Origin of the sequence: Bacillus sp. FSL K6-3312 (assembly GCF_038007485.1) — a bacterium.
In the GTDB taxonomy this organism is placed as follows: domain Bacteria; phylum Bacillota; class Bacilli; order Bacillales; family Bacillaceae; genus Bacillus; species Bacillus pumilus.
Genome location: NZ_JBBOXI010000001.1, coordinates 624,208 through 650,786, shown reverse-complemented (window position 1 = coordinate 650,786; position 26,579 = coordinate 624,208). Strand labels below are relative to the sequence as shown.

At 37.2% G+C, this 26,579-nt stretch carries 24 protein-coding genes, 1 pseudogene and 1 other annotated feature; of the genes and pseudogenes, 11 read left to right on the top strand and 14 right to left on the bottom strand.

What is annotated here, in order from left to right:
- The first annotated feature begins 73 nt into the window (after positions 1-73).
- Positions 74-1,261, top strand: a complete 1,188-nt coding sequence (locus tag MHI11_RS03250) for an MFS transporter (RefSeq protein ID WP_340960434.1) — start codon at positions 74-76, stop codon at positions 1,259-1,261.
- A 104-nt stretch (positions 1,262-1,365) separates the two neighbouring features.
- Here MHI11_RS03250 and MHI11_RS03245 read toward each other — a convergent pair whose 3' ends face one another.
- From MHI11_RS03245 to MHI11_RS03235, 3 genes are all read right to left on the bottom strand, one after another.
- A complete protein-coding gene (locus MHI11_RS03245) occupies positions 1,366-2,718 on the bottom strand; it encodes an IS1182 family transposase (protein ID WP_340960248.1) in 1,353 nt (450 codons plus the stop codon).
- Positions 2,719-2,853: 135 nt separating this feature from the next.
- The gene (locus MHI11_RS03240; RefSeq protein ID WP_340960433.1) at positions 2,854-4,299 is read right to left on the bottom strand and encodes a DUF4179 domain-containing protein; all 1,446 of its coding nucleotides are present in this window, start codon (positions 4,297-4,299) and stop codon (positions 2,854-2,856) included.
- Entirely contained in the window at positions 4,268-4,813 is a 546-nt protein-coding gene (locus MHI11_RS03235) for a sigma-70 family RNA polymerase sigma factor (protein ID WP_309219912.1), read from the bottom strand. Before MHI11_RS03235 ends, MHI11_RS03240 begins: the two co-directional genes overlap by 32 nt.
- Positions 4,814-4,992: 179 nt before the next feature.
- Here MHI11_RS03235 and MHI11_RS03230 point away from each other — a divergent pair, with 179 nt between their 5' ends.
- Complete coding sequence (locus MHI11_RS03230) at positions 4,993-5,166, top strand: Fe3+ hydroxamate ABC transporter substrate-binding protein (RefSeq protein WP_340960432.1); 174 nt, start codon at positions 4,993-4,995, stop codon at positions 5,164-5,166.
- Between the two features lie 44 nt (positions 5,167-5,210).
- On the opposite strand, the gene MHI11_RS03225 is transcribed toward MHI11_RS03230, so the two are convergent.
- A complete protein-coding gene (locus MHI11_RS03225) occupies positions 5,211-5,780 on the bottom strand; it encodes a hypothetical protein (RefSeq protein WP_340960431.1) in 570 nt (189 codons plus the stop codon).
- A gap of 138 nt (positions 5,781-5,918) precedes the next feature.
- Here MHI11_RS03225 and MHI11_RS03220 point away from each other — a divergent pair, with 138 nt between their 5' ends.
- From MHI11_RS03220 to MHI11_RS03200, 5 genes are all read left to right on the top strand, one after another.
- Positions 5,919-6,485, top strand: a complete 567-nt coding sequence (locus MHI11_RS03220; RefSeq protein WP_340960430.1) for a GNAT family N-acetyltransferase — start codon at positions 5,919-5,921, stop codon at positions 6,483-6,485.
- Positions 6,486-6,490: 5 nt separating this feature from the next.
- Complete coding sequence (locus MHI11_RS03215) at positions 6,491-6,943, top strand: LytTR family DNA-binding domain-containing protein (protein ID WP_340960428.1); 453 nt, start codon at positions 6,491-6,493, stop codon at positions 6,941-6,943.
- Between the two features lie 5 nt (positions 6,944-6,948).
- Positions 6,949-7,356, top strand: a complete 408-nt coding sequence (locus MHI11_RS03210) for a hypothetical protein (RefSeq protein WP_340960425.1) — start codon at positions 6,949-6,951, stop codon at positions 7,354-7,356.
- 131 nt (positions 7,357-7,487) lie between these two features.
- A complete protein-coding gene (locus tag MHI11_RS03205; RefSeq protein WP_340960424.1) occupies positions 7,488-8,162 on the top strand; it encodes a CPBP family intramembrane glutamic endopeptidase in 675 nt (224 codons plus the stop codon).
- Positions 8,163-8,207: 45 nt separating this feature from the next.
- Complete coding sequence (locus MHI11_RS03200) at positions 8,208-9,035, top strand: hypothetical protein (protein ID WP_340960423.1); 828 nt, start codon at positions 8,208-8,210, stop codon at positions 9,033-9,035.
- 127 nt (positions 9,036-9,162) lie between these two features.
- On the opposite strand, the gene MHI11_RS03195 is transcribed toward MHI11_RS03200, so the two are convergent.
- Both MHI11_RS03195 and MHI11_RS03190 read right to left on the bottom strand, forming a co-directional pair.
- Positions 9,163-9,735, bottom strand: coding sequence for a GNAT family N-acetyltransferase (locus MHI11_RS03195; RefSeq protein WP_340960421.1), 573 nt, complete (start codon positions 9,733-9,735; stop codon positions 9,163-9,165).
- A gap of 3 nt (positions 9,736-9,738) precedes the next feature.
- Positions 9,739-10,617 carry an AraC family transcriptional regulator gene (locus MHI11_RS03190; protein WP_340960419.1) on the bottom strand — a complete coding sequence of 293 codons (879 nt, stop codon included), beginning with the start codon at positions 10,615-10,617 and terminating at the stop codon, positions 9,739-9,741.
- A gap of 211 nt (positions 10,618-10,828) precedes the next feature.
- On the opposite strand from MHI11_RS03190, the gene MHI11_RS03185 reads away from it, so the two are divergent.
- From MHI11_RS03185 to MHI11_RS03170, 4 genes are all read left to right on the top strand, one after another.
- Entirely contained in the window at positions 10,829-11,716 is an 888-nt protein-coding gene (locus MHI11_RS03185) for an AraC family transcriptional regulator (protein WP_340960417.1), read from the top strand.
- 242 nt (positions 11,717-11,958) lie between these two features.
- Positions 11,959-12,223: a binding site (T-box leader), on the top strand.
- A gap of 56 nt (positions 12,224-12,279) precedes the next feature.
- The gene (locus MHI11_RS03180; protein WP_340960414.1) at positions 12,280-13,941 is read left to right on the top strand and encodes a 2-isopropylmalate synthase; all 1,662 of its coding nucleotides are present in this window, start codon (positions 12,280-12,282) and stop codon (positions 13,939-13,941) included.
- Positions 13,942-15,021 carry an AraC family transcriptional regulator gene (locus tag MHI11_RS03175; protein ID WP_340960412.1) on the top strand — a complete coding sequence of 360 codons (1,080 nt, stop codon included), beginning with the start codon at positions 13,942-13,944 and terminating at the stop codon, positions 15,019-15,021.
- An 18-nt stretch (positions 15,022-15,039) separates the two neighbouring features.
- The gene (locus tag MHI11_RS03170; RefSeq protein WP_340960411.1) at positions 15,040-15,525 is read left to right on the top strand and encodes a YbaK/EbsC family protein; all 486 of its coding nucleotides are present in this window, start codon (positions 15,040-15,042) and stop codon (positions 15,523-15,525) included.
- Between the two features lie 486 nt (positions 15,526-16,011).
- Here the strand turns inward: MHI11_RS03170 and MHI11_RS03165 are convergent, their stop codons facing one another.
- The 8 genes and pseudogenes from MHI11_RS03165 to MHI11_RS03130 form a co-directional block, all read right to left on the bottom strand.
- The gene (locus MHI11_RS03165) at positions 16,012-17,469 is read right to left on the bottom strand and encodes a hypothetical protein (protein ID WP_340960410.1); all 1,458 of its coding nucleotides are present in this window, start codon (positions 17,467-17,469) and stop codon (positions 16,012-16,014) included.
- Positions 17,469-17,708 (bottom strand): annotated as a pseudogene (locus tag MHI11_RS20880) (nucleotidyltransferase domain-containing protein); the annotation flags it as partial. The pseudogene MHI11_RS20880 and the gene MHI11_RS03165, both read right to left, overlap by 1 nt.
- Before the next feature lie 693 nt (positions 17,709-18,401).
- Positions 18,402-18,869: a hypothetical protein gene (locus MHI11_RS03155; protein WP_340960408.1), complete on the bottom strand. Its 468-nt coding sequence runs from the start codon at positions 18,867-18,869 to the stop codon at positions 18,402-18,404.
- Positions 18,870-19,425: 556 nt separating this feature from the next.
- A complete protein-coding gene (locus tag MHI11_RS03150; protein WP_340960406.1) occupies positions 19,426-19,917 on the bottom strand; it encodes a hypothetical protein in 492 nt (163 codons plus the stop codon).
- A 507-nt stretch (positions 19,918-20,424) separates the two neighbouring features.
- The gene (gene guaA / locus MHI11_RS03145) at positions 20,425-21,966 is read right to left on the bottom strand and encodes a glutamine-hydrolyzing GMP synthase (RefSeq protein ID WP_012009093.1); all 1,542 of its coding nucleotides are present in this window, start codon (positions 21,964-21,966) and stop codon (positions 20,425-20,427) included.
- A 186-nt stretch (positions 21,967-22,152) separates the two neighbouring features.
- Entirely contained in the window at positions 22,153-24,354 is a 2,202-nt protein-coding gene (locus tag MHI11_RS03140) for a transglutaminase TgpA family protein (RefSeq protein WP_065099128.1), read from the bottom strand.
- 9 nt (positions 24,355-24,363) lie between these two features.
- Positions 24,364-25,449 (bottom strand): DUF58 domain-containing protein, encoded by a 1,086-nt coding sequence (locus MHI11_RS03135; RefSeq protein WP_340960402.1) that lies wholly within the window; start codon positions 25,447-25,449, stop codon positions 24,364-24,366.
- Positions 25,450-25,550: 101 nt separating this feature from the next.
- Positions 25,551-26,513, bottom strand: coding sequence for an AAA family ATPase (locus MHI11_RS03130; protein ID WP_119124491.1), 963 nt, complete (start codon positions 26,511-26,513; stop codon positions 25,551-25,553).
- Positions 26,514-26,579: the final 66 nt, after the last annotated feature.

The following is a 26,579-nucleotide window of genomic DNA, read 5'->3' as shown; positions in this document are numbered from 1 at the left end:
ACATCAATTTTACTTATGTTAGCACGGAATTTAAACTAAATACAACGTATCAAATTGAAGGAAGGGTTCAAAAATGAAAAACACATCACATCAGTTATTGATTATTCTTTTAGCTGTCGGTTCATTCGTCACAGGCACTTCAGAATTCGTCGTGTCAGGCATTCTAGATATGATTTCTGTTGATTTAAATATCTCCATTCCTGCTGCCGGGCAGCTTATCACCGTTTACTCTCTCTTTTATGCAGTAGGTGCTCTCTTTTTAGTGATGGCAACATCGAAATTGAACCGAAAAAAGGTTCTGTTATCGGCTATTTTTGTGTTTATTTTAGGCAATGTGGTCGCCTTTCTTAGCCATCACTTTATGCTACTCCTGCTATCCCGAGTCATCATGGCCATGAGTGGCGGCTTATATATTGTCGTCGCCACGAATTATGCAGCGCAGATCGCCCCTCCAGAAAAAAAGGGAAGTGCAATGGCGACGGTCATTACTGGTTTTACCGTTTCACTCGTACTTGGTGTCCCTATTGGCACATTTCTATCAGGTCATGTGAATTGGCACTATATTTTTCTCATTATTGCGCTAGGTACTGCTTGTCTTTTATTACTGCTTTATCAATTACTGCCACGCATGGAGGGACATTCACATCTGCCATTGAAGCAGCAATTACATCTCCTTCAAGATAGCAGGGTGATCAGCGGCTTAGCCACGACCGTCTTTTGGATCTTAGGCTACACAATGGTGTTCACTTATATCTCACCTTTATTACGACAGACCGCTGGCTTCTCTCTTGAAATGACAAGTATCGCCTTACTCATTTTAGGAATCGCTGCTTTTATAGGCTCACGATTTGGCGGCTTCGCCGGTGATCAATGGGGACCAAACCGAACCATCTCGATCAGCATCATGATCCAGATGCTCGCTCTATTCACCCTATTTTTTACACAATTTTCTACAATTAGCGTCTTGATCACATTAGCCATATGGGGCATCGCAACATGGACAACAACTCCAGCGAAGCAGTTTTACCTCATCTCTCTAAAACCCCATGCATCAGAAACCGTACTGAGCTTTAATACAGCGATTATGAATATCGGCATGATGCTCGGATCGTCAATGGGCGGTGTGATTATACAATATACAAATGTCACGAACTTAAGCTGGATTGGCGGTTTAGCCAGTTTTGTTGCGTTCATGTTGATTCGATACTCGTTCCATCGCAATCAGCTGGTCCAAAAGCAGACAAAAAGCGAACATGTATAATCATGTTCGCTCAGATTGTAGAGAAACTCATGTTTTTCTACAATCTTTTTTATTTTCATCGTAATGATGATGGATGAGATTAAAGAAAAAGGCCTCCCACACACCTAGCCTAGCTTCGCTAGGTGTGTGGCAATCTTCTTCATGTTCTGACAGGCAGCTGTGAGAAGCACTTGCTCACTCACATTTTGTTTTCCCCTCAACCGGCAGTAGCGAAGCCCATGCAGTTGTTTTGAATCTGCAAAGCTTCGCTCTATTTTTTCTTTTCTTTTTTTATATAGCTCTTTTCCAGAAGCAGACAGACGATTTTGTCTGATCTTTTCTTTATGTTCTTCCCATACATGTCTTGAGATCACTTTTTGATGATTTTTCGACCTTGTACAGCTCTCTAGGAAAGGACACGATACGCATTTTTTAGGGTCTGATTTGTAGAATCGATAACCTTTTCGATCAGTTGTTGTATATAATAGCTTCTCGCCATTTGGGCATATGTAGTGATCATGTTCAGAATCATACTGAAATTTCCATTTCTCAAATAATCCTCTTGTTGGATGAAAGCGTCTATGTGCGATGACACCAAAAATACGGCGATCGGATAAACCTTTACAGATTGGGGTTGTCAAATAACCAGAATCAAGGGCAACAGCTTCTACTTGAAAACCAAATCGGGCGATTTGGTGATCCAATCGATCAAGATACGGAACAGAGTCATGGATATTGCCGGGCGTGACATGGGCATCCGTGATGATATTGTACTTCATATCCGTTGTACGGTGGTCTAGGTAGAAAAAGCCTTCTGGCTTGTTTTCACGATAAAGATAGCCACTTTCAGGGTCAGTCGTACTTTGACGAATGTCTTTTTCCGTTTTCACCTCCTCTTTTACCTTTAAGGGCTTTTTTCCGTGTACCTCTCGATCTTCTTGGATCGCTTCTTCTAAATCATTTATATAGTTCTGAGTATCTTGTTCAATCGTTTTTCTCGTATATTTATGTTTATTGGCATTGGCTTTAAGATGAGTCGAATCAGTAAAAAGAACGCGGCCTCCTACCATATCATGATTGATGGCTTGAAGCACAATTTCATCAAAAATGTCTTGAAAAATCGTTGTATCTTTGAATCGAGTACGACGATTCCAGCTAATGGTCGAGTGGTGGGGAACGGGGTCATTGATGTTCAAACCTAAAAACCATCTATACGCCATGTTATAGTAAATTTCTTTTTCAAGTTGTCTTTCAGAACGGATACCGTACAGGTATCCGATAAACATCATTTTGAACAAAATAAGTGGATCAAGAGAAGGACGACCTTTATTCTCACTATAATAGGGTTTGACTTTATCTACGATAAATGAAAAATCAATGTACTGATCAATTTTACGAAGCAGGTGATCCTCTTCGACCAGTTGATCTAGCAATACAAATTCGGCTTCGTGCTGAGAAGAATTTCTAGTGTGGAACATGAGAAAAACACCTTCCTTTAGTATGCTTTTCTCTATTATAAAACGGGGGAATGGAAACTTTAAGGGAAAAAATAAAGCTGTCGAGATTTTCTCGACAGCCTGAGCGAACATGTATAATCATGTTCGCTCTCTTATTTATTGACTAGCTTTTGAAGTTTCTTTTTTGACTGGAATGGTTACCTTTATCGCTTTCTGTGGTGCCAACATATTCAGTTCTGACAAATCAAGATAAAGCCCATAATCTTTAAAAGAAAAATGGTTTAATGATAAAGTCTCTAGATTCTTATCATCAAATTCAAAGGTGGATTGCATGGAAGCTGTCTTTACATTCGTCATCTTCGCATGGTTCCCCTTCAAGTAATATCCGCTTTCATAGTCTGCTTGTGGATTGGGCCATGATTTCATCTTTTCAACATCGCCTAATCCAATGAATTCACCTATATTCTTCATCACATCCTGATCTAATTCTTTTTGATCTACTCCAGTAAATTGATAATCAACCATCACAGAACGGTCTTTTTGCTCTATCTTATTGATTTTGATTCCGATGCCATGGTGTTTTGTTTTGAACTGAACAGGCAGCTTTGTCTTGAGAGGAATGATGTGGCTGTATTCTCGTTCGATATCCACAGATGTGTCAAATGTCAATTCGGTCGCCTTTGGATTGATCGGCTGATTCAAAATCGTCAAATGTTCTTTTCTATTTTTATCAGAAGTCAGTTGTTTTTTCCTTAAAACAGTTCCAATCTCAAGCTCATACTCATTTCCTAAATTATCTTTCATCCCATGTATACTAACTTTATCATCTTTGGCAAAACCATTGTAATCAATGGCATATTGAATAGCAGAGCCATTCACTCCGTTTTCAACCTTTACGTTTCTTATTTGATAACGTCCATTTAAAATAGACACGTCTTTTTGTCCCGCTAATAAAGTGGTTTTTTGCTTGACCACAGGTAACTTGAAGCGCCAATTCCCTACAATATCCCCAATCTTCGAAATAACAAGCGGGACTTGTTGACCTTGTTTGATCGTTTGTCCATTTGTATAGACTTCCGTCTGCCCAACATAGCGGCCATCTTTTAATTTTTTCAACTCTGTTTTATCAAAATTCAGTTGAAAGTTTCCATCGATTTTTTCTGGATTCACTCTAAACGATACAACATCTTCGTTTGTATGGAAATTCTCCACAGTAAACGTATAAACAAGCCGCCCGGCATCGTAATACACACTATTTACTTTCACAGTAACCCCTCTTGATTCAGCCCCCTCATTGACATGCTTCACCAAATCACTCTGAAAAAGAGACATTCCTACTTTATCGTGAAACATCATATAAAACTGTCCAATAATCGGGACACGTGCCATCGCTGTATTAAGAGAAGGAAAAAGAAAGCCTGATGAAAAATAAAGAACGATTAGTATGATGACAGAATATATTGGCGTTCTCCAATTCCATGTGAACAAAAGTCTTTTCTTTTCCGCTTTCACATCTCCTATTGCTTGGCGAATCGCAGAGGTTACTTCAACCGTTGGTACATCAATCTCATCATAAAGCTTTTTCATTTCTTTTCGTTCCATCGACACTCTCCTCCTTCTCCAATGTTTGCTTTAATAACTTTCTTGCTCGATACAAATGGGTTTTGACCGTTCCTTCAGGCACACCCATCTGTTCAGAAATCATTGAAATCGAATAATCTTGAAAATAAAATAGCTGAATCACGAGCTGGTATTGCTCATCTAACACATCAAGTGCATTTTTCAAATCGAGCTTGTCTTCCAAAAAATCATGACGCTCAACGCTTTCATGATGCTGTTCAAACGGAACAACATCTTGCTGCTTTTTCTTCATCGCAAAAATCGTATGAATCAAAATCCGCGTCAGCCAGGTAGAAAAATAAGCCGGTTCTTTTAAGCCAGATAGATGCTTAAACGCTTTAATGACTGTTTCTTGAACAGCATCTAACGAATCCTCTTTATTTCTTGTGTAGAGAAAAGCCGTTTTATATAAACGCTCCTGATACATCAGCATTAATTTCTCAAATGCCGGGACATTCCCTTTTTGTGCTTTTTTAATTAGACGCACTTGCTTCATCTCACTCACACCTCCTACACCTGTTAGAGCAAGCTTTCTCTCAAACGGTTTCAACAAATAAAAATTTATTTTACTTAGCATATGTCGGATAAAAATAGAGAAAGTGAAGAATAGAGTCGAAAGAATAAGTTGAACATTTGATATAATGGAAGAAATATGTACAAAAAGGAGTATGTCGATTGTTTCGATTTGAAGAACCTACATGTGCTAGCTGTCAGAAAAAGATAGAAGGAAACGAAGAAGTGTACGTCAAGCTGGTCTATCCAAAGAGACGAGGAATGACAGAGGTGAAGGCTTGGCTGAGGAATGAAGGGGTTTTTTATTGTCAGGCATGTTATAAAAAAACAACATAAAAACGAGCATTTCAATAGAATGCTCGTTTTTACTTTCTACTATTTCACTCCTGCTTACTACGAAGTTCAATGAGTGCTAGTGTATTGTCATTGAAAAAGAACTCCAAAATGATACCGTTTGATTGATCTTGATATTGTATACCTTTGCTATACCCTTCGACAAACCAGAGCTTCTTGAATTGATCTCCATATGTTTGTATCACAGATGAATAATCTTCTCCAATTTTAACTCCCTTAGATGTTTGAAGATTTTTTTGTTTTGATTGATTATACATAGATATAACTCGATGATGTTGATCAACTGATACGACAAAATCTTGATTTTCTTTTTCCATATAGACCGTCTGTTTAGGATGAGAGAATTGAGAATTCTCCACAAAATGATGATCTCCCTCAAATGTTTGACCTATCTTAAAATGACCTAGCGATTCATCTATTAAAGTGATAGAGTGAAAATTCAAAAACATTGCTATCCAAACAGCTAATACAGCTCCTCCTAAAACAGAACCTACTATCACTAACACCTTAGAACGAATGATTCCCTTTTTAAATAAATAGATCATTAAAGATACGGTGATCATCATGATACAAATCATGATTAGAAAAATACCCATTTCACTTATCCTCTTTCTCTTTAGTATAATTCGTATGTAAATGATTACCACGATGATAATTTCATATTATACCAAAGCATTCCACAAAATCGATCAGTACAGGTATAATTTAAATAAAATAAACAATAGGAGATACATATGACTAGACATAAGCTGATATTTCCACAATCATTTCCAACAATACATACCGAAAGACTGATCTTAAAACAAGCAACGATCGCAGATGCTAAGGAAATGCACATCTATTTATCCAATGAAACCGTGTGCCGATACATGGGAATCGATGCTCATGAAACCATCGAAGACACAAAAGAAGAAATCAAGTGGTATGACAATATCTTCAAAGAACAAACAGGGATTAGATGGGGCATTTCTTTAAAAGATGACCCCACCATCATTGGCAGCTGCGGCTTTCTCAATCTAGAAAAACAGCACTGCCGCACGGAAATCGGCTATGAATTACATCACGATCATTGGAGAAAAGGCATTATGAGCGAGGCGATTGCTGCGGTGTTGCGATATGGATTTCAGGAGATGAATTTGAACCGGATTGAAGCCATCATTGATCCAGCAAATACGTCTTCTGTTCAATTATTGGAGAACTTTGATTTTGTGAGAGAGGGTTTATTGAGAGAATATGATCTTGGTCAGAATGGGTTTGATGATGTGTTTATGTATGCGATTTTGAAGAGGGATTACGAATAAAACAAATGAAAACGGATATTCATTTCATTCAAAAGCCGCAATCAGAATATGTTTCTTTTCACATTTATGAGCTTAATTCGACGATTGAAAAGCTTGTCCAGCAGGTGGAGCAATCAGTCCCCTTCTTCCTAGCGAAAGACCCTGAGAAAGAAAGCATGAAAAAGATCTATTATCACGACATCTTATATATAGAAAGTGTCGATAAAAGATCGTTTTTATATACGACAGATGGGGTGTTTCTCATAAAAGAAAAGTTATTTGAACTCGAAGAGCAACTTGAGGCGCATGACTATGTCAGGATTTCGAAATCGATGATTCTTAATATTGATTATATCGCGGCTATTTCTCCTAAAACGAGCGGCCGTTTCGAGGCAACCCTGACAAATGAGGAAAAAGTGATGATTTCACGTTTTTATATTCAAGCATTAAAAGAGAAGCTTGGGTTACGGAGGAAGTGAAAAGGATGAGACATTATATCATCAATCTTTCGATAACATTTTGTATGATCTTTACGGCGTTAGTGCTGATTTACTGTTTCACGTTTGGATCAATGCCGATTTACATTTTACAAGCAATCATTTTAAATTCCTTTTTTTCAAGCGCAATGACTTTCTTGCTATACCCAAAACAAACATATAGCCATCAACGGATTCTTTTTCAACAAATCCTTTATGTTGTCCTTGTGATGTGTATGATTATGACAACTATCATTATCGTCAGCGGGGAAATCAGTCTCCTTTCGTTCATCGTGAATTTCCTAGTGGTTATGGCATTATTCTTTTTGATCAAGACCCTCTTGTATAAAAAAGATCAGGCAACCGCTGCGGAAATCAATGACCTTTTACAACAGCGAAAAAAACGAACAACTTAATGTGCATCTTAGGGCTTAAAATTGACATGTTAGGAAGATTTAATTGTGACTTCTGCTTGATTCCACTACTCTGACGTTAGAGGGGGAATCAACAATGAAACCAATGACAATCATTCCAAAAGCTGTACTTCTTGTTTTCTTTAATCATCCCAACAAGTGCAGGTGTCTATATATCCATCAAAGAAGTAACCGACCCACTGCAAATCTATATCATCAATGGCTGTGCCATGCTGGCTGGGTGTCTCTTTCTTCTATTCATTATTCAGAAAAGTCGTTTTCACTTGAAAGAACTAGGCTGTCGAAAAGGGGCTCTCGGGATGTGGTTCATTCCCATTCTTATCATTGAGGCCATCCCTTTTATTGCTGGATTAAACAAGGAGCTATCCTTACCTTCCTTTACTGCACTTTGTTTCTTCATGGTGTGTGTCGGTATTTTTGAAGAAGGTATTTTTCGAGGCATCCTGTTTCAATATTTAAAACGAATCAATCTAAGCACTGCCATCTGGGGATCTGCCGTACTATTCGCCCTTGGTCATGCTGCTAATCTACTAAGCGGAAAAAGCCTCACATTAACAATGGCACAAATCTTATTTGCCTTTTTATTTGGATTCGTTGCGGCTGAAATTGTGACACTCACTAACAGCCTGCAGTGGGTCATCATATGGCACGCGGTTCATAATATCGTGGATCAAATGACAAATGGGCATACGCCTGTGGAATTGCAAATGTTTTTACTATCGATTCAATGTGTTATCTTGCTTGTTATTTCGGTGGTGTTGTGGAGAAAATTAAAAATTAAAAATTGAATGCTTCATACTGAAAGATGAGTAGAACAGGAGGAAAGAAAAGAAATGAAGGAGCACACTTGGATAATAGAATGGTTTCAAAAGTGCGAAGAACTTGAAATCAAGCCTTGGGAATGGGATTTTAAACAAAGTTATATCAAAGAACCTATACCAAAAGATAAATCATCTATTGAGTTAATATTAGATTATAAAAGTCGTAAACTCAAAGAAATTGGAATCTGTAATATTACCAAAAAAGCTGGTCGCAAAGCTGACTGTGATAAAGAACCTTTTTATCTTTATCAATTACTTTGGAGTACTGAAAATGAGCCAAAGCTTAAATCTCAGCTTTCTTTAGATCGTCACAATTTGCTCCGTGGAGAAACAATGAATTCGTTCATTACGACTTTCAATCATTCTAAAAAAATAAATTCGGATAGTCATCTCAAACTTGAGTTTGAAAAATTCGCTACTTCCACCCACTGCATTAGAAATTTCACCGTATTACCACATTGGATGAATTCGGGTCGTTATTTATTTTCTCAAGATTATTGGGATGTAACGATGTATTCACTTTTTGAATTCTTTCAACCATTAGGATGTTGGAAACAGTTCGTCGAACGATATTTCCTTCAACCTTATGTGAATAATGATGAAGAATGGACAGTGAGTGAATTTTGGAAAGGACATTTTGATAGCATAGGAAATTACAATCATTTAAAACCTCAAAATGAACAAGAATTAAGTGAGTACCTACATAAAGTCAATATTAGGATTGAAGAACGAGGCAAATGGATGATCAAAAAAGTCTGTGAAGAATTGAAGTTACAACATTTCACATTTTATGATGAACTAAAAGATAGACAAATTCGATTTTCAAACGAAATGAAATAAACCTTAATGAGCGAGCTCAATGTTCGCTTTTTTATTTTCTATAGGGAGTTCTCAAATACAGAAAAATAAGATCGTAACAAAAAGCTGATATCCTAAACGCCATATCAGCATCATCATGTTCTCGTGCTTATTCACTCATGTAATCCTCTTTCAACATGCTGTATATTTCTAAATCAACAACTCCTTTGCCAGACCATAAAACAGCTTGTCTGAGGAGCCCTTCTTTGATAAAACCATTTTTCAATAGGACTTTTTTTGATACTTCATTTGCTGGCATGACCTCTGCTTGAATTCTATTGATATCAATCTCTTCAAAAAGAAATGTCACAAGTGTAGAGACAGCTTCTGTTGCGATGCCCTTGCCCCAATGTTCCTCTGCCAAGAAATAGCCAATCGTCACCGCATTCACTTTTTGATTGAGGTCCATTATTTCAATGATGCCAACTAGCGTATGGGGCATGTTCTTTTGAAAGATTCCCCATTTCACTCTGCTTTTCTTCGTATAATCTCGTTCAAAATGTCCAATCATCTTTTTTACCGTTTGGAGGTTATGTTTCGGAATGATTCCACAATACTGAAAGACCGTGTCATTGTCGTAAATTGAAAATAGCTCTGGCAGATGATGCTCTTCCACCTTTTTTAACAATACATTCTTTGACGCAACTACAGGAAAAGTGCCAAAAAGACTTTCTATTTGCATCTCTTACTCCCCCTTCTCAATAGGAATATAGATTCTCATTTTGATATCATTCGGGCCATTCGAATGTAAGACATCTGTTATTTCAAAGTCTGGTCCACTCGTTCTTTCATAATTAGAATTTGGAAGCCAGCTACCATAGATATATCTTCTAGTGTTTTGCACCATTTCATGAGATCCACTCACTTTAAATTCTGCATATCTCCCCTCAGGAATCAATATTTTTACAAACCCTTCATTTAAATCTATATCGGATTCTTCCACTTCTTCTCCAACAACAAACGAAAAACGGCCATCATCTTGAAAAGAAGTAGATACACCATAAGCCATATGAGGAGTTATTTTTTTTGGAATCTGTTGATAATATTTTTTTCTTCCAAAATCCATATACAACAATGGAATGTCCCTGAAATAATCCTCATTTTGAAGATTAGTTTGATATTCGTAACCAATGATATAAAAATTATCTAACTGAGTCATAACGGGTTTATTCATATTGAATTCACCCTCTAACGCATATTGGTACGCTAAAAAATCCATTTTGTTTTGATTCTTTAACATCAATCCCTCTTTTCGAAACCTGCCTGGTGTCACTCCAAAGAATTGTACAAAAGCACGAGTAAACGCTTCTTGAGATCCATACTGGAAAGCAATCGCTATGTGTAAGACATTCTGCTTTGTTTCTTTTAATAATCTAGCAGCCTCAGAGAGCCTTCTATTTCTGATATACTCTTGCACAGAAAAACCTGTAATGGCTTGAAACAATCGCTGAAAATGAAACGCTGAAAAGCAGGATTTCGAGGAAATATCCTTTATACTGATATTGTTTTGGAGATTCTCCTCAATAAACTCAATCGAATGTTGTATTCTCTCATAGTAATCCATTGTTTCTCTCCCCCTCTACCTTTTATTTTATTACTTCCCTCATCTTTTTTTTGATCATTTGTGCTAATTGTTTATTTTTTAATAGCCTTTCACTTATTTTTTCTTAAATGCTTGTCCCTCTATTCTTTGATATTGCAACATAGCACAAAAAGTCAAGTTTCTAAAAGATGATTTCCGCTATACTAAACTCGTAAGGCAAGGAGGTGCACGGTTGTCCTATCAAGAACATGAAAAAACGATTCAAGACACATTAAATTATATTGAACAGCATCTGAAAGATGATTTACCGCTTCAAACTCTAGCGAAACACGCTGGTTATTCTAGGTTTCATTTTCACCGTATGTTCAAAAAAGTGATTAAGAAATCAGTGGTTGATTATATACGGGAACGACGGATGACCCAAGCGGCAAAGGATTTAATTCATACGGATCAACGGGCGATTGACATCGCATTGCAGTATCGATTTAGTTCACAGGAATCCTTCACTAGAGCCTTTAAGAAGATATATGACATGTCACCCGCACGTTATCGGAAATTATTAAGGAATGTGATTAATGAGGAGGAAACAAATATGGCTGAGAATCAGAACACACCTACTGGCTGGATTATGACGGGGGATACCCCATCTGACTATGAAACAGGTTTGGATGACAGAATTGTACACAGTGGGACTAACTCCGCTTATTTAAAATCAAAAGATGAAAAAGCTGGAGGTTTCGCAACATTGATGCAACAAATTAAGTCTGATCGTTATCGAGGAGAACGGCTTCAATTTTCTGCTTTTGTTAAAAGCGAAGATGTGAAAGGCTCAGCTGGTTTATGGATGAGAATCGACCATTCTTCAGGTGAAGTTCTTGCGTTTGACAACATGATGGACCGTCCCATTACAGGAACAAATGGATGGAATCATTTTAGTGTAGTACTAGATGTTCCAGTAAAAAGTGAAGTCATTGCGTTTGGCATATTACTACAAGGTCCAGGTCAAATTTGGATGGACGAACTTAGTTTTAAAATTGTAGATGAAAGTGTGCCAGTGACAGAACAAAATACTGTGGATGATTTAGAGGATGAACCAGTGAATTTAAATTTTGAGGGCTAGCAGACTGAAGTGAAGACGAGGTTAATTGCCATGAAAAAAATTGGTGCGATTTTATTGTTCGCTATGAATTCACTCACCTTTATTTGTGGCCTTGGATTTTTATTTGGTGAAGAGGATACCACATTAAAACAGAAGTAAAATGAAGACAAGCACCCATAGGACAAAAAAAATCAATTAAAAAAGATATGCCTACCACTATCTCTTTTTTGTCATCTTGGTATAATAGAAAAAATCAGAAAAATTAGAATGCGATGATAAGGAATAGTACTTGCCGAAATGTTTTCAGAAAGTTGCTGGTTGATGAGAAGCGATAACAAAAAGGTAGGGAACTCACCTTAGAGTAGCCTTAGTGAAATGAAAAGTATTGATGTAGTTAAGGTCGGCACCCCACCGTTATATGGGAAGGATATAAGATATAACAATCTGTATCCGAATAAGGGCATGATAATGTATGGTTATCATGAAACAGGGGTGGTACCGCGTAAGAAGAAGTCTTTCGTCTCCAAGTTCAATCTTGGAGATGATAGGCTTTTTTTATATTCCAATTACAGGAGGAATCGATAATGTTTAACCACAAAAAATACGAAAAGAAATACTTTTTGCCACCGAACCTTACTTATGATTGGGTGAAGAACGAAACATTAGAAAGTGCTCCGATATGGTGCAGCGTGGACTTACGGGATGGAAATCAAGCATTACCTATTCCTATGAACTTAGAAGAAAAATTGGAAATGTTCCAGTTACTAGTAGAGATCGGTTTTAAAGAAATTGAAATCGCATTTCCAGCTGCTTCCGATACGGAGTTTAGGCTATTACGGACACTGATTGATCATCATATGATTCCAGACGATGTAACGATTATGGTGATCACGCAAGCGAGAGAGCATATTATCCGCCGAACCTTCGAAGCCATTAAGGGGGTACCGAAAGCGATTGTTCATTTATATAATTCGACTTCAGAAGCGCAGCGCAGACAAGTATTTAAGAAAACAAAAGATGAAATTAAACAAATTGCCATTGATGGAGCTATTTTAGTAAAAGAACTGGCCGAAAAAACAGAAAGCGATATTTATTTTCAATATAGTCCTGAAAGCTTTCCAGGAACAGAAGTGGATTATGCGTTAGATATTTGTAAGAGTGTTTTAGATATTTGGAAACCGACACCAAATCATAAAGCGATCATCAATATTCCGACAACAGTTGAATATTCAATGCCTCATATCTTTGCAAGTCAGATTGAGTATATACACAAAAATCTGTCTTACCGAGACAGTGTGACATTATCTGTTCATCCTCATAATGACCGTGGCTCTGGGGTGAGTGATGCAGAATTTGGTGTGCTAGCTGGCGCAGAAAGAGTCGAAGGTACATTATTTGGTATCGGTGAACGTACAGGGAACGTAGACTTGATTACTTTGGCGATGAATATGTACTCACAAGGTTATGATCCAAAATTGAATTTCAATAACCTAGAAGCGATTCGTAAAAAATATGAAAAACTAACCAAAATTACTGTTCATGAGAGACAGCCATATTCTGGCGAGATGGTATTCACCGCATTCTCTGGGTCACATCAAGATGCGATATCTAAAGGTATGAAATATAGAAAGGAAAATCATGTTGATAAATGGGACGTTCCGTATATCCCAGTAGATCCAGTTGACTTGGGAAGGAATTATCAAACGGATGTAATTCGGATCAATAGCCAGTCTGGAAAAGGCGGCATAGGCTATATACTAGAAACAAATTATGGCATTCAACTTCCTTATAAAATGAATGAAGCCATGGGATATGAAGCGAAGAAAGTATCTGATCAGTCAAATAGGGAATTGTCTGTCGAAGAAATATATCATGTTTTTGAAAAGCAGTATGTTGATTTTCACCCTCATTTCCAGCTGCTTGATTATCAATTTCATAAAGGAGAGAAGCAGGAAGTCACCTTAACTTTGCTGAGAGATCATCAACAAATTGAAATACAAGGAACTGGCACTGGAAGTTTAGATGCAATCAGTAATGCGTTAAAAGCTTATTTTAATCTCGAGTATGTTTTGGAAGTCTATGAACAGAATTCTTTGGGCAAGGATTCTCAAGCAAAAGCCTGTGCACAGATTGGTATTTCATATCAAGGAAAAATGCATTGGGGTGCTGGAATAGATAAAGATATTATAGAAGCAACAGTGAAGGCCCTTGTGGTTGCAGTAAATAAGCTAGAGGTTTGGATGTAGATGGAAAAAGATAAACTTGAAAAACATGAAGCGATGCAATATTTAAGAGAATATAACGAGCAAGAAATCTTTTATCAACAATACCAACAGAAAAGGCATGACAATCAATCATTGCAATTATTTTTGAAGGATTATGATCAAAACAATTTAATGCATAAGCAAATATATATAGAAGAATTTTTGCTTAAAGGGCAGAACGAATTTGAAAAAGAGGATACCATGTGGTTAGGTCAGGAGAAAGATATCGAAGTGAGAAAGTATAGCCGTTTTATGCCTCAATTGTCGGCTATTCATGATTTCTTTGAGATGATCTATGTTCTGGAAAATGAGATGTATTTAGAAGTGGAAGATAAAAAAATGGCTTTAAAATCAGGAGATATTGCCTTTATTCCACCTGATACAATACATAAGCCAATTGTCATGGAGAATACAATCGCAATGCAAATCATGATCCGTAAAAGTACTTTTCAAAAAGTGTTTTTTAAAATGTTAAAAGGCAATAATGTCATTTCAGAGTTCTTTTTGAATGCATTGTATATAAAAGAAAATAAAAATATTCTTATTTTCCATAGTCGCTTGGATAAAAATTTGCTAGACTGCTCTCTTCAACTATTTACAGAAAATTATATTCGGTTCCCTAGTTACCAATTGATTATGAATAATTTGTTTGAGATATTATTATGTCTCTTATTAAGATTCAAACCAAGTCATATGAACGTAAATCAGGTCAAACAATATAGTGATATACGTATGATTCAAATGCTCCAATATATTCAGCAATGTTGTGAGCATATAACAATCCAGGAGATGGCAGAAGAATTTAACCTTTCACAATCTTATCTGTCAAAATATATAACTCGTAAACTTGGCAAATCATTTAGTGAGATTCGACAAGAAATAAGATTGGAAAAAGCCTGCAAAATGCTCACAGGTAGCAATTTACAAGTAGATGATATCGCGGCAGCCGTTGGTTATCAAAATGTAGAGCATTTCATTCGTTTATTTAAGAGAAAGTATCACCTAACACCACAACAATATCGTTTAAATAATAAAGTCGAGCAAATTTCAAATCAATACTAATAAAAAGGAGAAATCATCATGTCAATCAAAAAAGTAAAAGATTATTTTAAACAATATGATATGGATACTCGAATTCAAGAATTTTCAGTATCTAGTGCAACCGTAGACTTGGCTGCTTCTGCATTGGGCTGCGAACCTGAAAGAATCGCAAAAACACTCTCCTTTCTAGTAAATGGGCAAGCTATTTTAGTTGTGACCTCTGGCGATGCAAAAGTTGATAACAAAAAATTCAAAGAATATTTTAAAACAAAAGCTAAAATGCTTTCTCCTCATGAGGTCGTTGACTTGGTCGGTCATGAAATTGGCGGAGTATGTCCTTTTGCTATAAAGAATGGCGTTTCTGTTTATTTAGATATTTCACTAAAACGTTTTGAGACAGTCTATCCAGCCTGCGGGAGCAGTAACAGTGCTATTGAACTAACAATCAAACAATTAGAAAAATACTCCGGTTATTTACAATGGATTGATGTGGGTAAGGGATGGAATGATTCATTAACGCATTAAAACGGAGGGAAAAATAAAGTGGGATTCAAAGATTTAATAATAAGCATAACGATAATCCAAGAGCTAGACGCAAATAACACAGAGCCAATCATTTGAGTTTGATATATCACTCATCTTATCAGCTCTTTTTTTAAATAAAGTTTATTCATTTTTTATAGTTTTCGCTTCTTTGATACCATTAGCTAAAGCTTCATAAGCAGTAGTAGCTCTGGATCATCTCCTTTAAGGAGACAAAGCAAAACTATGATGCCTCCCACAAAAATCAATTTACCTGTGGACTATTTAGGAAAGCAGAAACAAAAAGTGCAATTAAAAATAAAAAAGAGCTAAAAACCTTGATACATAAAGGTTTCTAGCTCTATTACAACTATTCCCATTCAATCGTAGCAGATGAAAGGGTGTTTTTCAGCATTATTCACCTTTATTAATGAGTGCCTTTTCAATCTCTTTTTAAATTCTATTTTATTCATTCTTACTAAATCTATTTTAAATTTGGTTATTATACTTTAACAACTTAATCAAATTATCACCAATTAAAGTATGTGCTTCCCAATTTAAATTAGTCTTAGCTCTTTTTATTGCATTATAAAATGGCTCCGTTGCTTCTTTAACAGATACAAATACTACAATTGCCTTTTCACCAAAATAAGTAAACGGTCTAAAAACTTGATACGTAATGTCTTCTTTTACCTTACCCTTTATCTCTCTTCCTGACTTAAAAGGCATACATAAATAATAAGTGTCAAAACTTTCTTTTACCCTTATCGGTAATTCCATATCTGAAATTTCAAAAACACCATGTGGTTTAACACTTTCCTTATCAATTATAGACCTGTCAATGTTAATTATTGTATTTCCTATCTTGCTTCTAAGCTCATTATCATCCCAATTTTCAACTTTTATTCTATCATCTTCATTGATAATAACATTACTAATCTCTTTGTAACCATTGAAATAATTGGCCAATTCAAACCAGTGCTTTTCATTAAATTTCTCAAACACTGGGATACTTATGTCAGTTATGTAAGTGTCTTGTTCTAAAAATAGCCACTTTACACAGTTTCTTAATAATATAATTTGTTCTATTGGCCTCAATTTATCAAAATTGAATTCATACATTCTACTAAAATCATTTTTAAATTGTGCTTTAAAGTTTTTACTATCAATATTAGAAAAACTTAAAAATGCCCAATTTTTTTTACTAACATTATTATATTCTTTAAAATCTTCAATATTTATTCGATTATAATCATATTCTTCATTTTTCCAAATTTTATATCTCTTGACTTCATTTTCAAGAAATAACCCTAATTGATAATCGGATTCTAATCTGTCTTTTATTGATTGTTTTTTAAAAAATTTATTTATAATTTCATTAGCTTCTTCAATAATTTTCTCCGCTTCACTAAAGTATGTCTTATTATCACTTTCCAAATATTCCATTATTGCTTGATGATAATTTAGTAAAGTATAAAATGCAGGAATAAATAGTTCAGTTTCATCAATATCTTTTTGCACTAATTTCTGCATTGCTCTTAATAAACCACTTTTTCCCCTACTAAAAAAATATTCATCTTCAGAACTCCCCGTAACTTCATCATTTAAAATTTGTAATCTCATAATATTTATATCTAAATTCACCTTAAAAGTAGCTTTTGATATTTCTTCCGCATCTGATTTTTCAAATTTTTTCGGTAAATAATAAAAACTCGAATAGTAAAATATTCTCTCTCCTGTATACAGGATATTATTAAATTTGATAAAAAGTCTTTTTATTAATGCTTTTTCATAAGCTTTAAATTCAAAACTATTAATTATATCCAGTAATAAAAAGGAATATTCATTTAATATTTTGAGGTCATATGAGGATAAATTACTTTTATTTAACATTGATACATATTTGGTTAAAGTCTTTTGAAATGATTGTATAAAAAAACTTTTCATTATAACACCTCTATCATCATTTCTTTTAATAAAATCTCTCTCTTTTCATTTATTGCTTTATTATACTCTTCTTCCGTTAAACAAATACAGTCAATGACATTATCTATTTTATCTTGAAAAATTTTTTTAGCTATTTCTTTTCTTCTAATTATTGAAACACTAATAAAATCACTAGAAATAATCAAGAGGTCAATATCAGATTCTATCTGGTATTCCCCTCTTGCATAAGAACCTCTTAGGTATGCTTTTTGACATTATATGTAATTATTATCCATTAAGATGCATTTTAAATTATATATTAATTCCAACCATTAGCCCTCTATCCTCTTTAATGTATAAGTCATCATTTTCTTTGTATGTATGGTTTTATACAATTATATCACGTTCAAACTCTCTGAACGCTAACGTAACACACAATATTTTAATCTTCCAGTTAGTGTATCTTCTACAATGCCCGTATTTAATACATGTACCTTTACACCTTATACTTGAAGAACAGTTGAAAACCTTGCGTACCCGTATTTCATTGTTATATCCTCGCTTTTCACTACTGATTAATTGCTCAATGTTTTTACGCCATATAAAACCTTATATCAAGATCATAAAATAGTACAATGACTAAAGAATTTGCACTTTAAGTCGTATTGTAACAATATCATTGAATTAGGGATATAATTTTTTAAGGCAGTTCTTATTAGGATATATTTATTATGTTGAGAAATTCACTTCGACAACGTGTCTCGAACAAAATCAGGGTTTCACTAACTCATTTAAATACAGCGATTAATTGAGGTTTCGGACATTTTGACTTGTATTGGACCTTCTCTAATATTTTCGTTACCACAACACAATAAAAAGCGTTCCTGCTTATTACAGAAACGCACCCGTCACTTTATGTATTTCTGTTAAATATGCAAGACGCATTATTTTACTTAACTTCGGTAAATCTTTATTTGCCCATTAACCAATCCACCAGCAATTAATACATCGATATTCCTTACTGGTGCATTACCAAGTAAATAACCGTGGGTTTCGTAACCAACGATATCTCCATTTGCTGCTGCAAATACACACAGTCCACTTCCAGTTATTCTTTGAGCGCCGGAATAATATCCGATTGTGTAATCTAAAGAAAATGTTCCATCGAGACCCCAAGCGCTACGACCCACGAAAAGCCCCTCACTTCCTCCCCAGTCCCCATCATTGCCATATCTAACAAAGCTTTTATAGCCACTATTAATCCCATTTATACGCAATAGTAATCTTCTGTCAGCTCCGTTAGACGCTATTTCACCAGTTACTAGAACTTTAATAAATCCACTTTGATCTTCATTGGCAAGGTCACAAACACAATTCACTACATCAGTTCTCGAGAATTGATTGTCAAATACAAGTTTCATTTATAACATATCCCTCCATATATTTTTTATGGTACAGGATTTATTGTTTACATTAATTCTTTTTTTATGCTTGTATCAGTCTAAAACTGTCCTAGGCCAGAGAAAATGACAAGCTAAAAATCTTAAATCATTCTGAAAAAATTTGTATCAATCTATTCTCATATTCTAATAAAAAAGAAAAAGTAGTTATCTCTAGCAAAGGAGACGTTTGTGAAGCTTGTTTTCAAAGTAATTAGTGAAACTAAAAAAGAATAGCTGTTCAAAATCAAGAAATAGATTTAGCCCATCAAAGCTAACCAAAATTTTAGAAAGAGTTAATCAACTAAACAGCCCAAGTACCTTCTAACACAAACGAGAACTTTCCATAGGGGATTTAAGGAATATCACCATTGGTTATAAAATCACTTTGCATTTTATCAAATAAGTTACCTACCCTTGAAATTACTCAGAAGATGAGGTTTTTATCTTTAGTATTTATGACTGTCATGCGACTGCTCCCTTCAAGTATCAACTATTTCCATTCGAATAACTGATTTGATTTAAAAATGCTATTTATTTATAATTTATATCTGACACCAAATCTTTCATATGTTTCTATTTTGATTTTTTCTTTTATTTTAGATAGGACTGGTAGAATACATTGTTCTGAGCAATATTTATGGTTAGATTCATAATCTGGACCATAAATTCTCCACCAACTTTTATCACTTTTACTCGACATTTTTTTTCCACACTTAATACAAGTAAACCCCCAATCCTTTTTTAAATTCTTTCTAAAAAGTGTCTCTAATACTCTAGGTCCATATGACTGAGAATAATTCCAAAGGTCATTTTCAGCATTATATTTTCTAATGTTATTAATTTCAACATCACTTAAATTTATATATGCCTTGGTCATACCTTCGATTATCACTGTTGCAGATTCTGAACTAATTTCGTAACCATGGTTATCTAGGACTCGAATTTTCCCACTATCTTCTTCATACTCAAAAGAAAACGAAATATATTTTGTATCCTCTATAAATTTTTTTATTATATTTTTATCCATAATTCTCCTTCTCGTCATATTCAACAATTATACATATAGGTCAACGATTATTACAATAGATTATCACCTCTCAATAAGTTTGTCTTGCCTTTATAACTTCCTACGACTTACTTTATGCAAATAATTATGTTTGAATATTCGTTCAATTCAGGAGACTGTACAATCGCCCAATCTCCAATATGCTATCTTCTTAAAGTTTTAGTTGCATTTGAGTATCATGTGCCCTAACAATCTGCTTAAGCTGTACACATCAATTCCAATCCTAACTGTTGCTTAGAACCTTTCCCATGAATCAGAATTTTTTTCACTGATTCAGTTTAAAATCATCAAGTAGTTCTACAATTTTTGTCATAGAAAAAGACCCTCTTTTTTTCACAAACAATGTAATAAAAGAGAGTCTCATTTTGAAATTTTGCGGGTGAATGGCTATCCTAACTAAATACAAGCTGTTCAACCCATTGATACAACTGGTTTTAAAGCATTTTTTATCATTCGTTTTTTGGAAGTCTATTCCCACTCAATCGTAGCAGGCGGCTTACTCGTAATATCATACACCACGCGGTTCACATGCTTCACTTCATTCACGATACGAGTTGAGATCTTTTCAAGTACATCCCAAGGGATTCTTGCCCAGTCACTCGTCATCCCATCAATCGAAGTAACAGCACGGATGCCGATTGTGTAGTCGTATGTTCTTGCGTCACCCATAACACCTACGCTGCGGATGTCTGGGAGAACCGTGAAGTATTGCCAGATGTCGCGCTCAAGGCCGAAGTTGGCAATTTCTTCGCGTAGAATCGCATCCGATTCACGGACGATTTCTAGTTTTTCTTCAGAAATTTCACCTAGTACACGGATACCTAGTCCTGGACCTGGGAAAGGCTGTCTCCAGACGATGTCGTCAGGAATGCCTAGCTCTGAACCTAGGGCACGGACTTCATCTTTGAATAGCGTATTCAAAGGCTCAATCAATTCGAACTGCATGTCTTCTGGAAGACCGCCTACGTTGTGGTGAGATTTGATTGTTTGTGCCGTTGCTGTTCCGCTCTCAATGATATCTGTGTAAAGTGTTCCTTGTGCTAAGTAGTCGATTCCTTTTAGCTTGTCCGATTCATCATCGAATACATAGATGAATTCGTTACCGATGATTTTACGTTTTTGCTCAGGATCAGACACACCTTTTAGCTTGTTTAAGAAACGATCTTTCGCATCTACTTTAATCACGTTCATGTTGAAACCTTCGCTAAATGTCTTCATAACCCCTTCTGCTTCGCCTTTGCGAAGAAGACCGTGGTCAACGAAAATACATGTCAGCTGATCGCCGATGGCTTTGTGGATCAATACCGCCACAACAGATGAATCTACACCGCCGCTTAGTGCGCACAATACTTGTTTGTCGCCTACTGTTTCACGGATTTTCTGCATTTCGATTTCAATGAAGTTCTCCATTGACCATTTGCCATCGCAGTCACACACGCCGAAGACAAAGTTTTTCAATAGGTCATTTCCGTACTCAGAGTGACGAACCTCTGGGTGGAACTGAACACCATAGAAATTCTTCTCAGCTAAGCTCATCGCTGAGTTTGGACAATGTGCACTTGTTGCATCAACTGTAAAGCCTTCTGGTACTTCAACAACGAGGTCACCATGGCTCATCCATACGACTTGATCAGTCGGAAGGTCTTTAAATAAAGCAGGGGTTCCATTAATGTGGATATCTGCTTTTCCATATTCACGCTGGCTTGCCGCTTCTACTTTCCCGCCTAAATAGTGAGTCATGAGCTGCATGCCGTAGCAAATGCCTAGAACCGGAATATCTAGATCAAAAATCTTTTCATCACAGCGGAAAGATCCTTCATCATAAACACTGTTTGGTCCGCCAGAAAGGATGATTCCTTTAGGCGCCATTTCTTTAATTTCTTCAGCAGTTAAAGTGTGCGGATGAAGCTCACTGTACACACCAAATTCACGAATACGGCGTGTGATCAGCTGATTGTACTGACTGCCGAAATCTAGAACCAAAATCATTTCATTGACTAAATTTGTCATGGTGTCACCTCTATGTCCAATATAGTTTTTTATAAACGCACAGAAAAAATGAGAGGAGAAAACCTGCTCTCAGTGTGAATCACGCTTTTGAAGCGCCCAGACTCACATCCGAACGCTTCAATTTCATGTATTTTAGAAGGTTTTAATATTCACCTATTCTAACAACAGGAAGGTACGCGGTCAAGACTATCTCCTGTTTATTAAATTTTCCCATAACTTTGCCGATTGCCGCCAAAGCACCGTCGCATCCTCTCGTCGATAGAGTGCCCGCTCATAGAGCTGCGTCAGATCTGACATGCGATGATCTCCTTCGTTGTCATCGATCAAAGAAGCAAATTCTCTTAGCGTCATGCCAGGTTTTTTCTCAATTCCCCTGCGCTTCAGCTGCTTTAATAGAGCAGCATACGCATAGAAGAATGCTTCCTCCTCTGGCAGACGTTTCACCTTTCTCACAATAAAGAATGGTAGCCATCTTGCTCTGAATCGATAAAGAAGCCAGCTTATCAATCCTAGAAGGACCATAGCTCCTATCGCGAAACCCAAGATTGAACCAACATGCACCATATTAGGCTTCGCTTGCGCTGTTTGTTTCTTTGGTTCTGCCGGCTGCTCTGTCTCCTGCTGTGGCTGTTCTGCCTGCTGATCTTCGCTTGCATCAGAGCTAGACTGATCTTCTTCCTTTTGATCATCATCTGTCTGATCGCTAGAAACAGCTTCATTCGTAAATGTTTCTGGGTTCGTAAATCCTTTTGTCGGTTCGAAGGTCACCCAGCCTCTGTTTGGAAAATACACCTCTACCCATGAATGCGCATTGTTATTGGTTACTTCATACACATTGTTTCCATCCATCTGTGTTTCATATAATTGACCTGACGTGTACCCTTTCACCCATCTCGCCGGAATCCCGATCGAACGGAGCATCACAATCATAGAGGATGAAAAATTATCACAGTAACCGATCATCGTATCAAACAAAAATTGATCCACATAATCTTCATTACGACTAGGCACAGCGACATTTTGCGTTTCATATGAAAACTTCGCTGACCCTAAGTAATCCTCAATCGCTTTAGCCTTATCGTACATATTATCCTTCGTTTCCGTTAAGCTGTTTGCCAATGTTTTCACTCGCTCTGGCAATGAGGAAGGAAGCTGCAAGTATTCACGGCCAACCTCCTGATTGACCTGCTTCTTTGTCGGTACTTTGATTCTCTGCAAATCCTCAAGGATAAATGTAGGAGACAAGAAGGTGACTTGGTAGTTCCCTAAATTTTTCGGCGGATTTTGAATGGATGGGACAATTTTCTCCGTTTTCCCCATCATTTGCAACGGGATGTTTTCCATTGGCATCAGCATGATCGTCCCAATCGGATAGACGGCATGATTAAATCGATAGTTTGATTCCAGATCGACTCTCGTTTCGTGCACCTCTGTTTTTACACGCTCGGTAAACCAACGATTCCGCACACTGTTCTCTTTTAGCCGCGTAGGCTTCGTATCATTTGAGGCATCCTCCCAGCCCTTTCCGGTATAGATACTTTTTGTTTCAACACGAAAGTAAGACGGCTCCTTTCCGCTCCATTTAAAGACCGGTGTGCGGTCCTCACTAAACGGTCCGCCAAGCGACGAATCATCTGTACTATATCCCACCTTATTCTGTCCGGCAGAGCCATCTTGATTCGTCACCGCCTTAAAAAATGGGACAGGATCAGGCCATTTCGGATCAGACTTTGGTAAAGAAGCGCCGAGTGTCGCTGACAGAAGAACGAGCGCCAGCATGGGCAAAAACCACTTTAGGCGCGCCTTCTGCGACACCCGAATACCTTCAGCCGAACGCAGTCGGTCGAAATACAGCAACCCAAGCAAACAAAAACCAAACACCATAATGCGAACGATCGCAAAGGTTGCATCATATGGCGTAAACGTATCCAGAATGGTGACATACACAATCGTCATGAGTAAAAAGAAAAAGATACGCTGCTGATAGACCACCCAATAATGAAGCAAGTAGACAAGCAGCCATAGCAAAATATAAAACAATAATGTGCGGAAGGAGGGGTACATGTCACTCCACATGCCTGTGCTCATGAAGGTGATATTATCTTTGATATCAGCAAATAAAGCAGCCGGATAGCTTGGCTCTGCTTGATAAAAGATCAAATATAAGGCGAGCAAAATCAAGCCAGTACAAATAGGAAATGTCACATACCACTTCAAACGAAAGAATGTAAACAAACATGTAAGCCCTATAAAAATGATGAAATAAGACGTATGACTCGTCTCTGTAAAATCTTGAAGCGGTCGAAGCCACTCCCAAAGCAGCAGAAATGCTACAGCATAATAGATGAACAACTCAAAACGGCTTTGCCGCTGATGCGTATGCAGCATAAATGTTTGTCACCTCACAGTTCTTTCGTGTAGCCGGTCTTCAAATAAAACGGTCGTGCGTATTCCAGATGCCTTGAGCCGGTCTACAAGCTGTTTTTCTTTTGTCGTGAATCGATCCACTGCTCTCTTCACTAAAAGAACAATGATGTTCTTTCTGTTTCGATTCCCAAAGAGACTCGCAGCAAGCTCCTCATGAAGCTGACCCGTGACGACATATTTTCCAGAATGCTGATACTCACTCGCTGCTAACGCCTTATATTCTTGTACGCGAGAAGGTTGATGCTGCACTCTTGTTAAATAATAAAGCATGTCCTGTAAATGAAGTTCTCCTTGATCCACTCGAAAGGCATGCGGATCTCCTAGAGGTACAAGACCTGACGGTAACCCTTTTTTCACTGCCGATTGTAGAACAGACGCTGCAATAGACACGACGGTCTCAAATACCGCTTCGTCGGTAAAATCAGCAAACACGACAAGATCCTTTGTTTGATTCTGTTCAAATTCCTTCGTCATCAGCTGACCCCTTCTAGCCGTCGTCTTCCAGTCCACCCAGGCAAAACGGTCGCCTTGCTGATATTCCCTTACGCCTGTTGTCACATGGGTCGGTTCATTTAACCACGAGTGAACCGCTTTGCCTCCATTTTCATTCAATGACTCAGCAGACTCCACCTGAAGATCGAGCATTTTCGGATAAACAAGCAGCTTTTTTTCTAACGGAATGATGACTTCTTTCTCCACAAAACCAAACATATCACCCGTTTTGATTCGAACTGCTGACAAATGATGTTCCCCGCGCATGACATCATTCAATTGATAGGAAAAACGCCACGTTTTCCGAAACCAAGGAAACAGCATTTGCTTCATCTCAATTTGTTCCTTTAAATGAAAGGTGTCTGGTGGATCATCCTCAATCAAGACGTAAACGTATGGAAATGGATTTGTCCGCTTAATTTCAAGGTCAACGGACAGTACGTCTCCCGCCTTCAAGCGGGTTTGCTGTAAAGTCCTTTTCGCTGTCACTTTCAGCGGAACGAGCGCAAACAGCAAAGCATACAAAGTATATGGTAAAAATGCATAAAAAAGGAACCAGCTCACAAACCCTCCCTGAAACATGGCATAACAAAAGACTGTCGTAGTGAGGATGATGAGCATCATCACCCGTAACCATAATGAAAAAGCGAAACGATGACCTAATTTCATTGAGTCATCGACTTTTGAACTGGCACGCCAATTTGCTCAAGCATTTGTCGCAGCAGTGTCTCCGCCTTCTTCCCTTCGTACGTCGCTTCTGAAGTCAAAATCATTCGATGCGGCAATGTATAAGACGCCAAATACTGTACATCATCAGGAATCACATAATCGCGCCGATTCAACAGTGCATACGCCTGAGCCGCTTTCATGAGGGCGATCGATCCCCTTGGACTCACACCTAGATAAACAGATGGATGCTGCCGCGTCGCTTGTGCAATTTCCACAATATATTCTTTAATGGATACATCCACATGAATGGTCTGAACCGCTTGCTGCAACGCATGGATATGATCCTTGGTCATGACTGCTTGGAGCGTATCAATCGGGGACTGCTTTTCCTGCAAGTTGAGCACCTCCAGCTCCTCCAGCATGGTCGGATACCCCATTTGCAGCTTGAATAAAAACCGGTCCATTTGTGCTTCTGGCAGCGGATAAGTCCCTTCATATTCCACTGGATTCTGCGTAGCCATGACGAAAAAAGGATCAGCAAGCAGCATTGTTTCTCCGTCCACTGTAACACTGCCTTCCTCCATCGCTTCGAGCAATGCAGACTGTGTTTTGGGAGAGGTTCGGTTGATCTCATCAGCCAAAATAATCTGCCCCATAATGGGTCCTTGCCTAAATTCAAATTCATTTGTCTTTTTATTATAAATCGACACACCTGTCACATCTGAAGGCAAAAGGTCAGGAGTGAATTGGATTCGCTTAAACTCACAGCCAATGGATTTTGCCAAAGCACGAACCATCATCGTCTTCCCAACGCCAGGCACATCCTCTAGTAGCACATGCCCCTTCGCCAAAATCGCAACAAGGCTTAATATCGCAATGTCTTTCTTCCCAACCATGACTTTATTGATGTTATCTACGATTTTTTGTAAATCTGAATGCATCGGTTCATCAAATGCCATCCTGATCCTCCTATCACGTTTCCGTTAAATTTCATATAGTCTAACTTTACCATACAACGCGCACTT

What these genes read in the sequence shown, in the direction of transcription:
- MHI11_RS03250 (WP_340960434.1), top strand. Translation starts at nt 74, where the DNA reads ATGAAAAACACATCACATCAGTTATTGATTATTCTTTTAGCTGTCGGT.
- MHI11_RS03245 (WP_340960248.1), bottom strand. Translation starts at nt 2,718, where the DNA reads ATGTTCCACACTAGAAATTCTTCTCAGCACGAAGCCGAATTTGTATTG.
- MHI11_RS03240 (WP_340960433.1), bottom strand. Translation starts at nt 4,299, where the DNA reads ATGGAACGAAAAGAAATGAAAAAGCTTTATGATGAGATTGATGTACCA.
- MHI11_RS03235 (WP_309219912.1), bottom strand. Translation starts at nt 4,813, where the DNA reads ATGAAGCAAGTGCGTCTAATTAAAAAAGCACAAAAAGGGAATGTCCCG.
- MHI11_RS03225 (WP_340960431.1), bottom strand. Translation starts at nt 5,780, where the DNA reads ATGGGTATTTTTCTAATCATGATTTGTATCATGATGATCACCGTATCT.
- MHI11_RS03220 (WP_340960430.1), top strand. Translation starts at nt 5,919, where the DNA reads ATGACTAGACATAAGCTGATATTTCCACAATCATTTCCAACAATACAT.
- MHI11_RS03215 (WP_340960428.1), top strand. Translation starts at nt 6,491, where the DNA reads ATGAAAACGGATATTCATTTCATTCAAAAGCCGCAATCAGAATATGTT.
- MHI11_RS03210 (WP_340960425.1), top strand. Translation starts at nt 6,949, where the DNA reads ATGAGACATTATATCATCAATCTTTCGATAACATTTTGTATGATCTTT.
- MHI11_RS03200 (WP_340960423.1), top strand. Translation starts at nt 8,208, where the DNA reads ATGAAGGAGCACACTTGGATAATAGAATGGTTTCAAAAGTGCGAAGAA.
- MHI11_RS03195 (WP_340960421.1), bottom strand. Translation starts at nt 9,735, where the DNA reads ATGCAAATAGAAAGTCTTTTTGGCACTTTTCCTGTAGTTGCGTCAAAG.
- MHI11_RS03190 (WP_340960419.1), bottom strand. Translation starts at nt 10,617, where the DNA reads ATGGATTACTATGAGAGAATACAACATTCGATTGAGTTTATTGAGGAG.
- MHI11_RS03180 (WP_340960414.1), top strand. Translation starts at nt 12,280, where the DNA reads ATGTTTAACCACAAAAAATACGAAAAGAAATACTTTTTGCCACCGAAC.
- MHI11_RS03175 (WP_340960412.1), top strand. Translation starts at nt 13,942, where the DNA reads ATGGAAAAAGATAAACTTGAAAAACATGAAGCGATGCAATATTTAAGA.
- MHI11_RS03170 (WP_340960411.1), top strand. Translation starts at nt 15,040, where the DNA reads ATGTCAATCAAAAAAGTAAAAGATTATTTTAAACAATATGATATGGAT.
- MHI11_RS03165 (WP_340960410.1), bottom strand. Translation starts at nt 17,469, where the DNA reads ATGAAAAGTTTTTTTATACAATCATTTCAAAAGACTTTAACCAAATAT.
- MHI11_RS03155 (WP_340960408.1), bottom strand. Translation starts at nt 18,869, where the DNA reads ATGAAACTTGTATTTGACAATCAATTCTCGAGAACTGATGTAGTGAAT.
- MHI11_RS03150 (WP_340960406.1), bottom strand. Translation starts at nt 19,917, where the DNA reads ATGGATAAAAATATAATAAAAAAATTTATAGAGGATACAAAATATATT.
- guaA (WP_012009093.1), bottom strand. Translation starts at nt 21,966, where the DNA reads ATGACAAATTTAGTCAATGAAATGATTTTGGTTCTAGATTTCGGCAGT.
- MHI11_RS03140 (WP_065099128.1), bottom strand. Translation starts at nt 24,354, where the DNA reads ATGCTGCATACGCATCAGCGGCAAAGCCGTTTTGAGTTGTTCATCTAT.
- MHI11_RS03130 (WP_119124491.1), bottom strand. Translation starts at nt 26,513, where the DNA reads ATGGCATTTGATGAACCGATGCATTCAGATTTACAAAAAATCGTAGAT.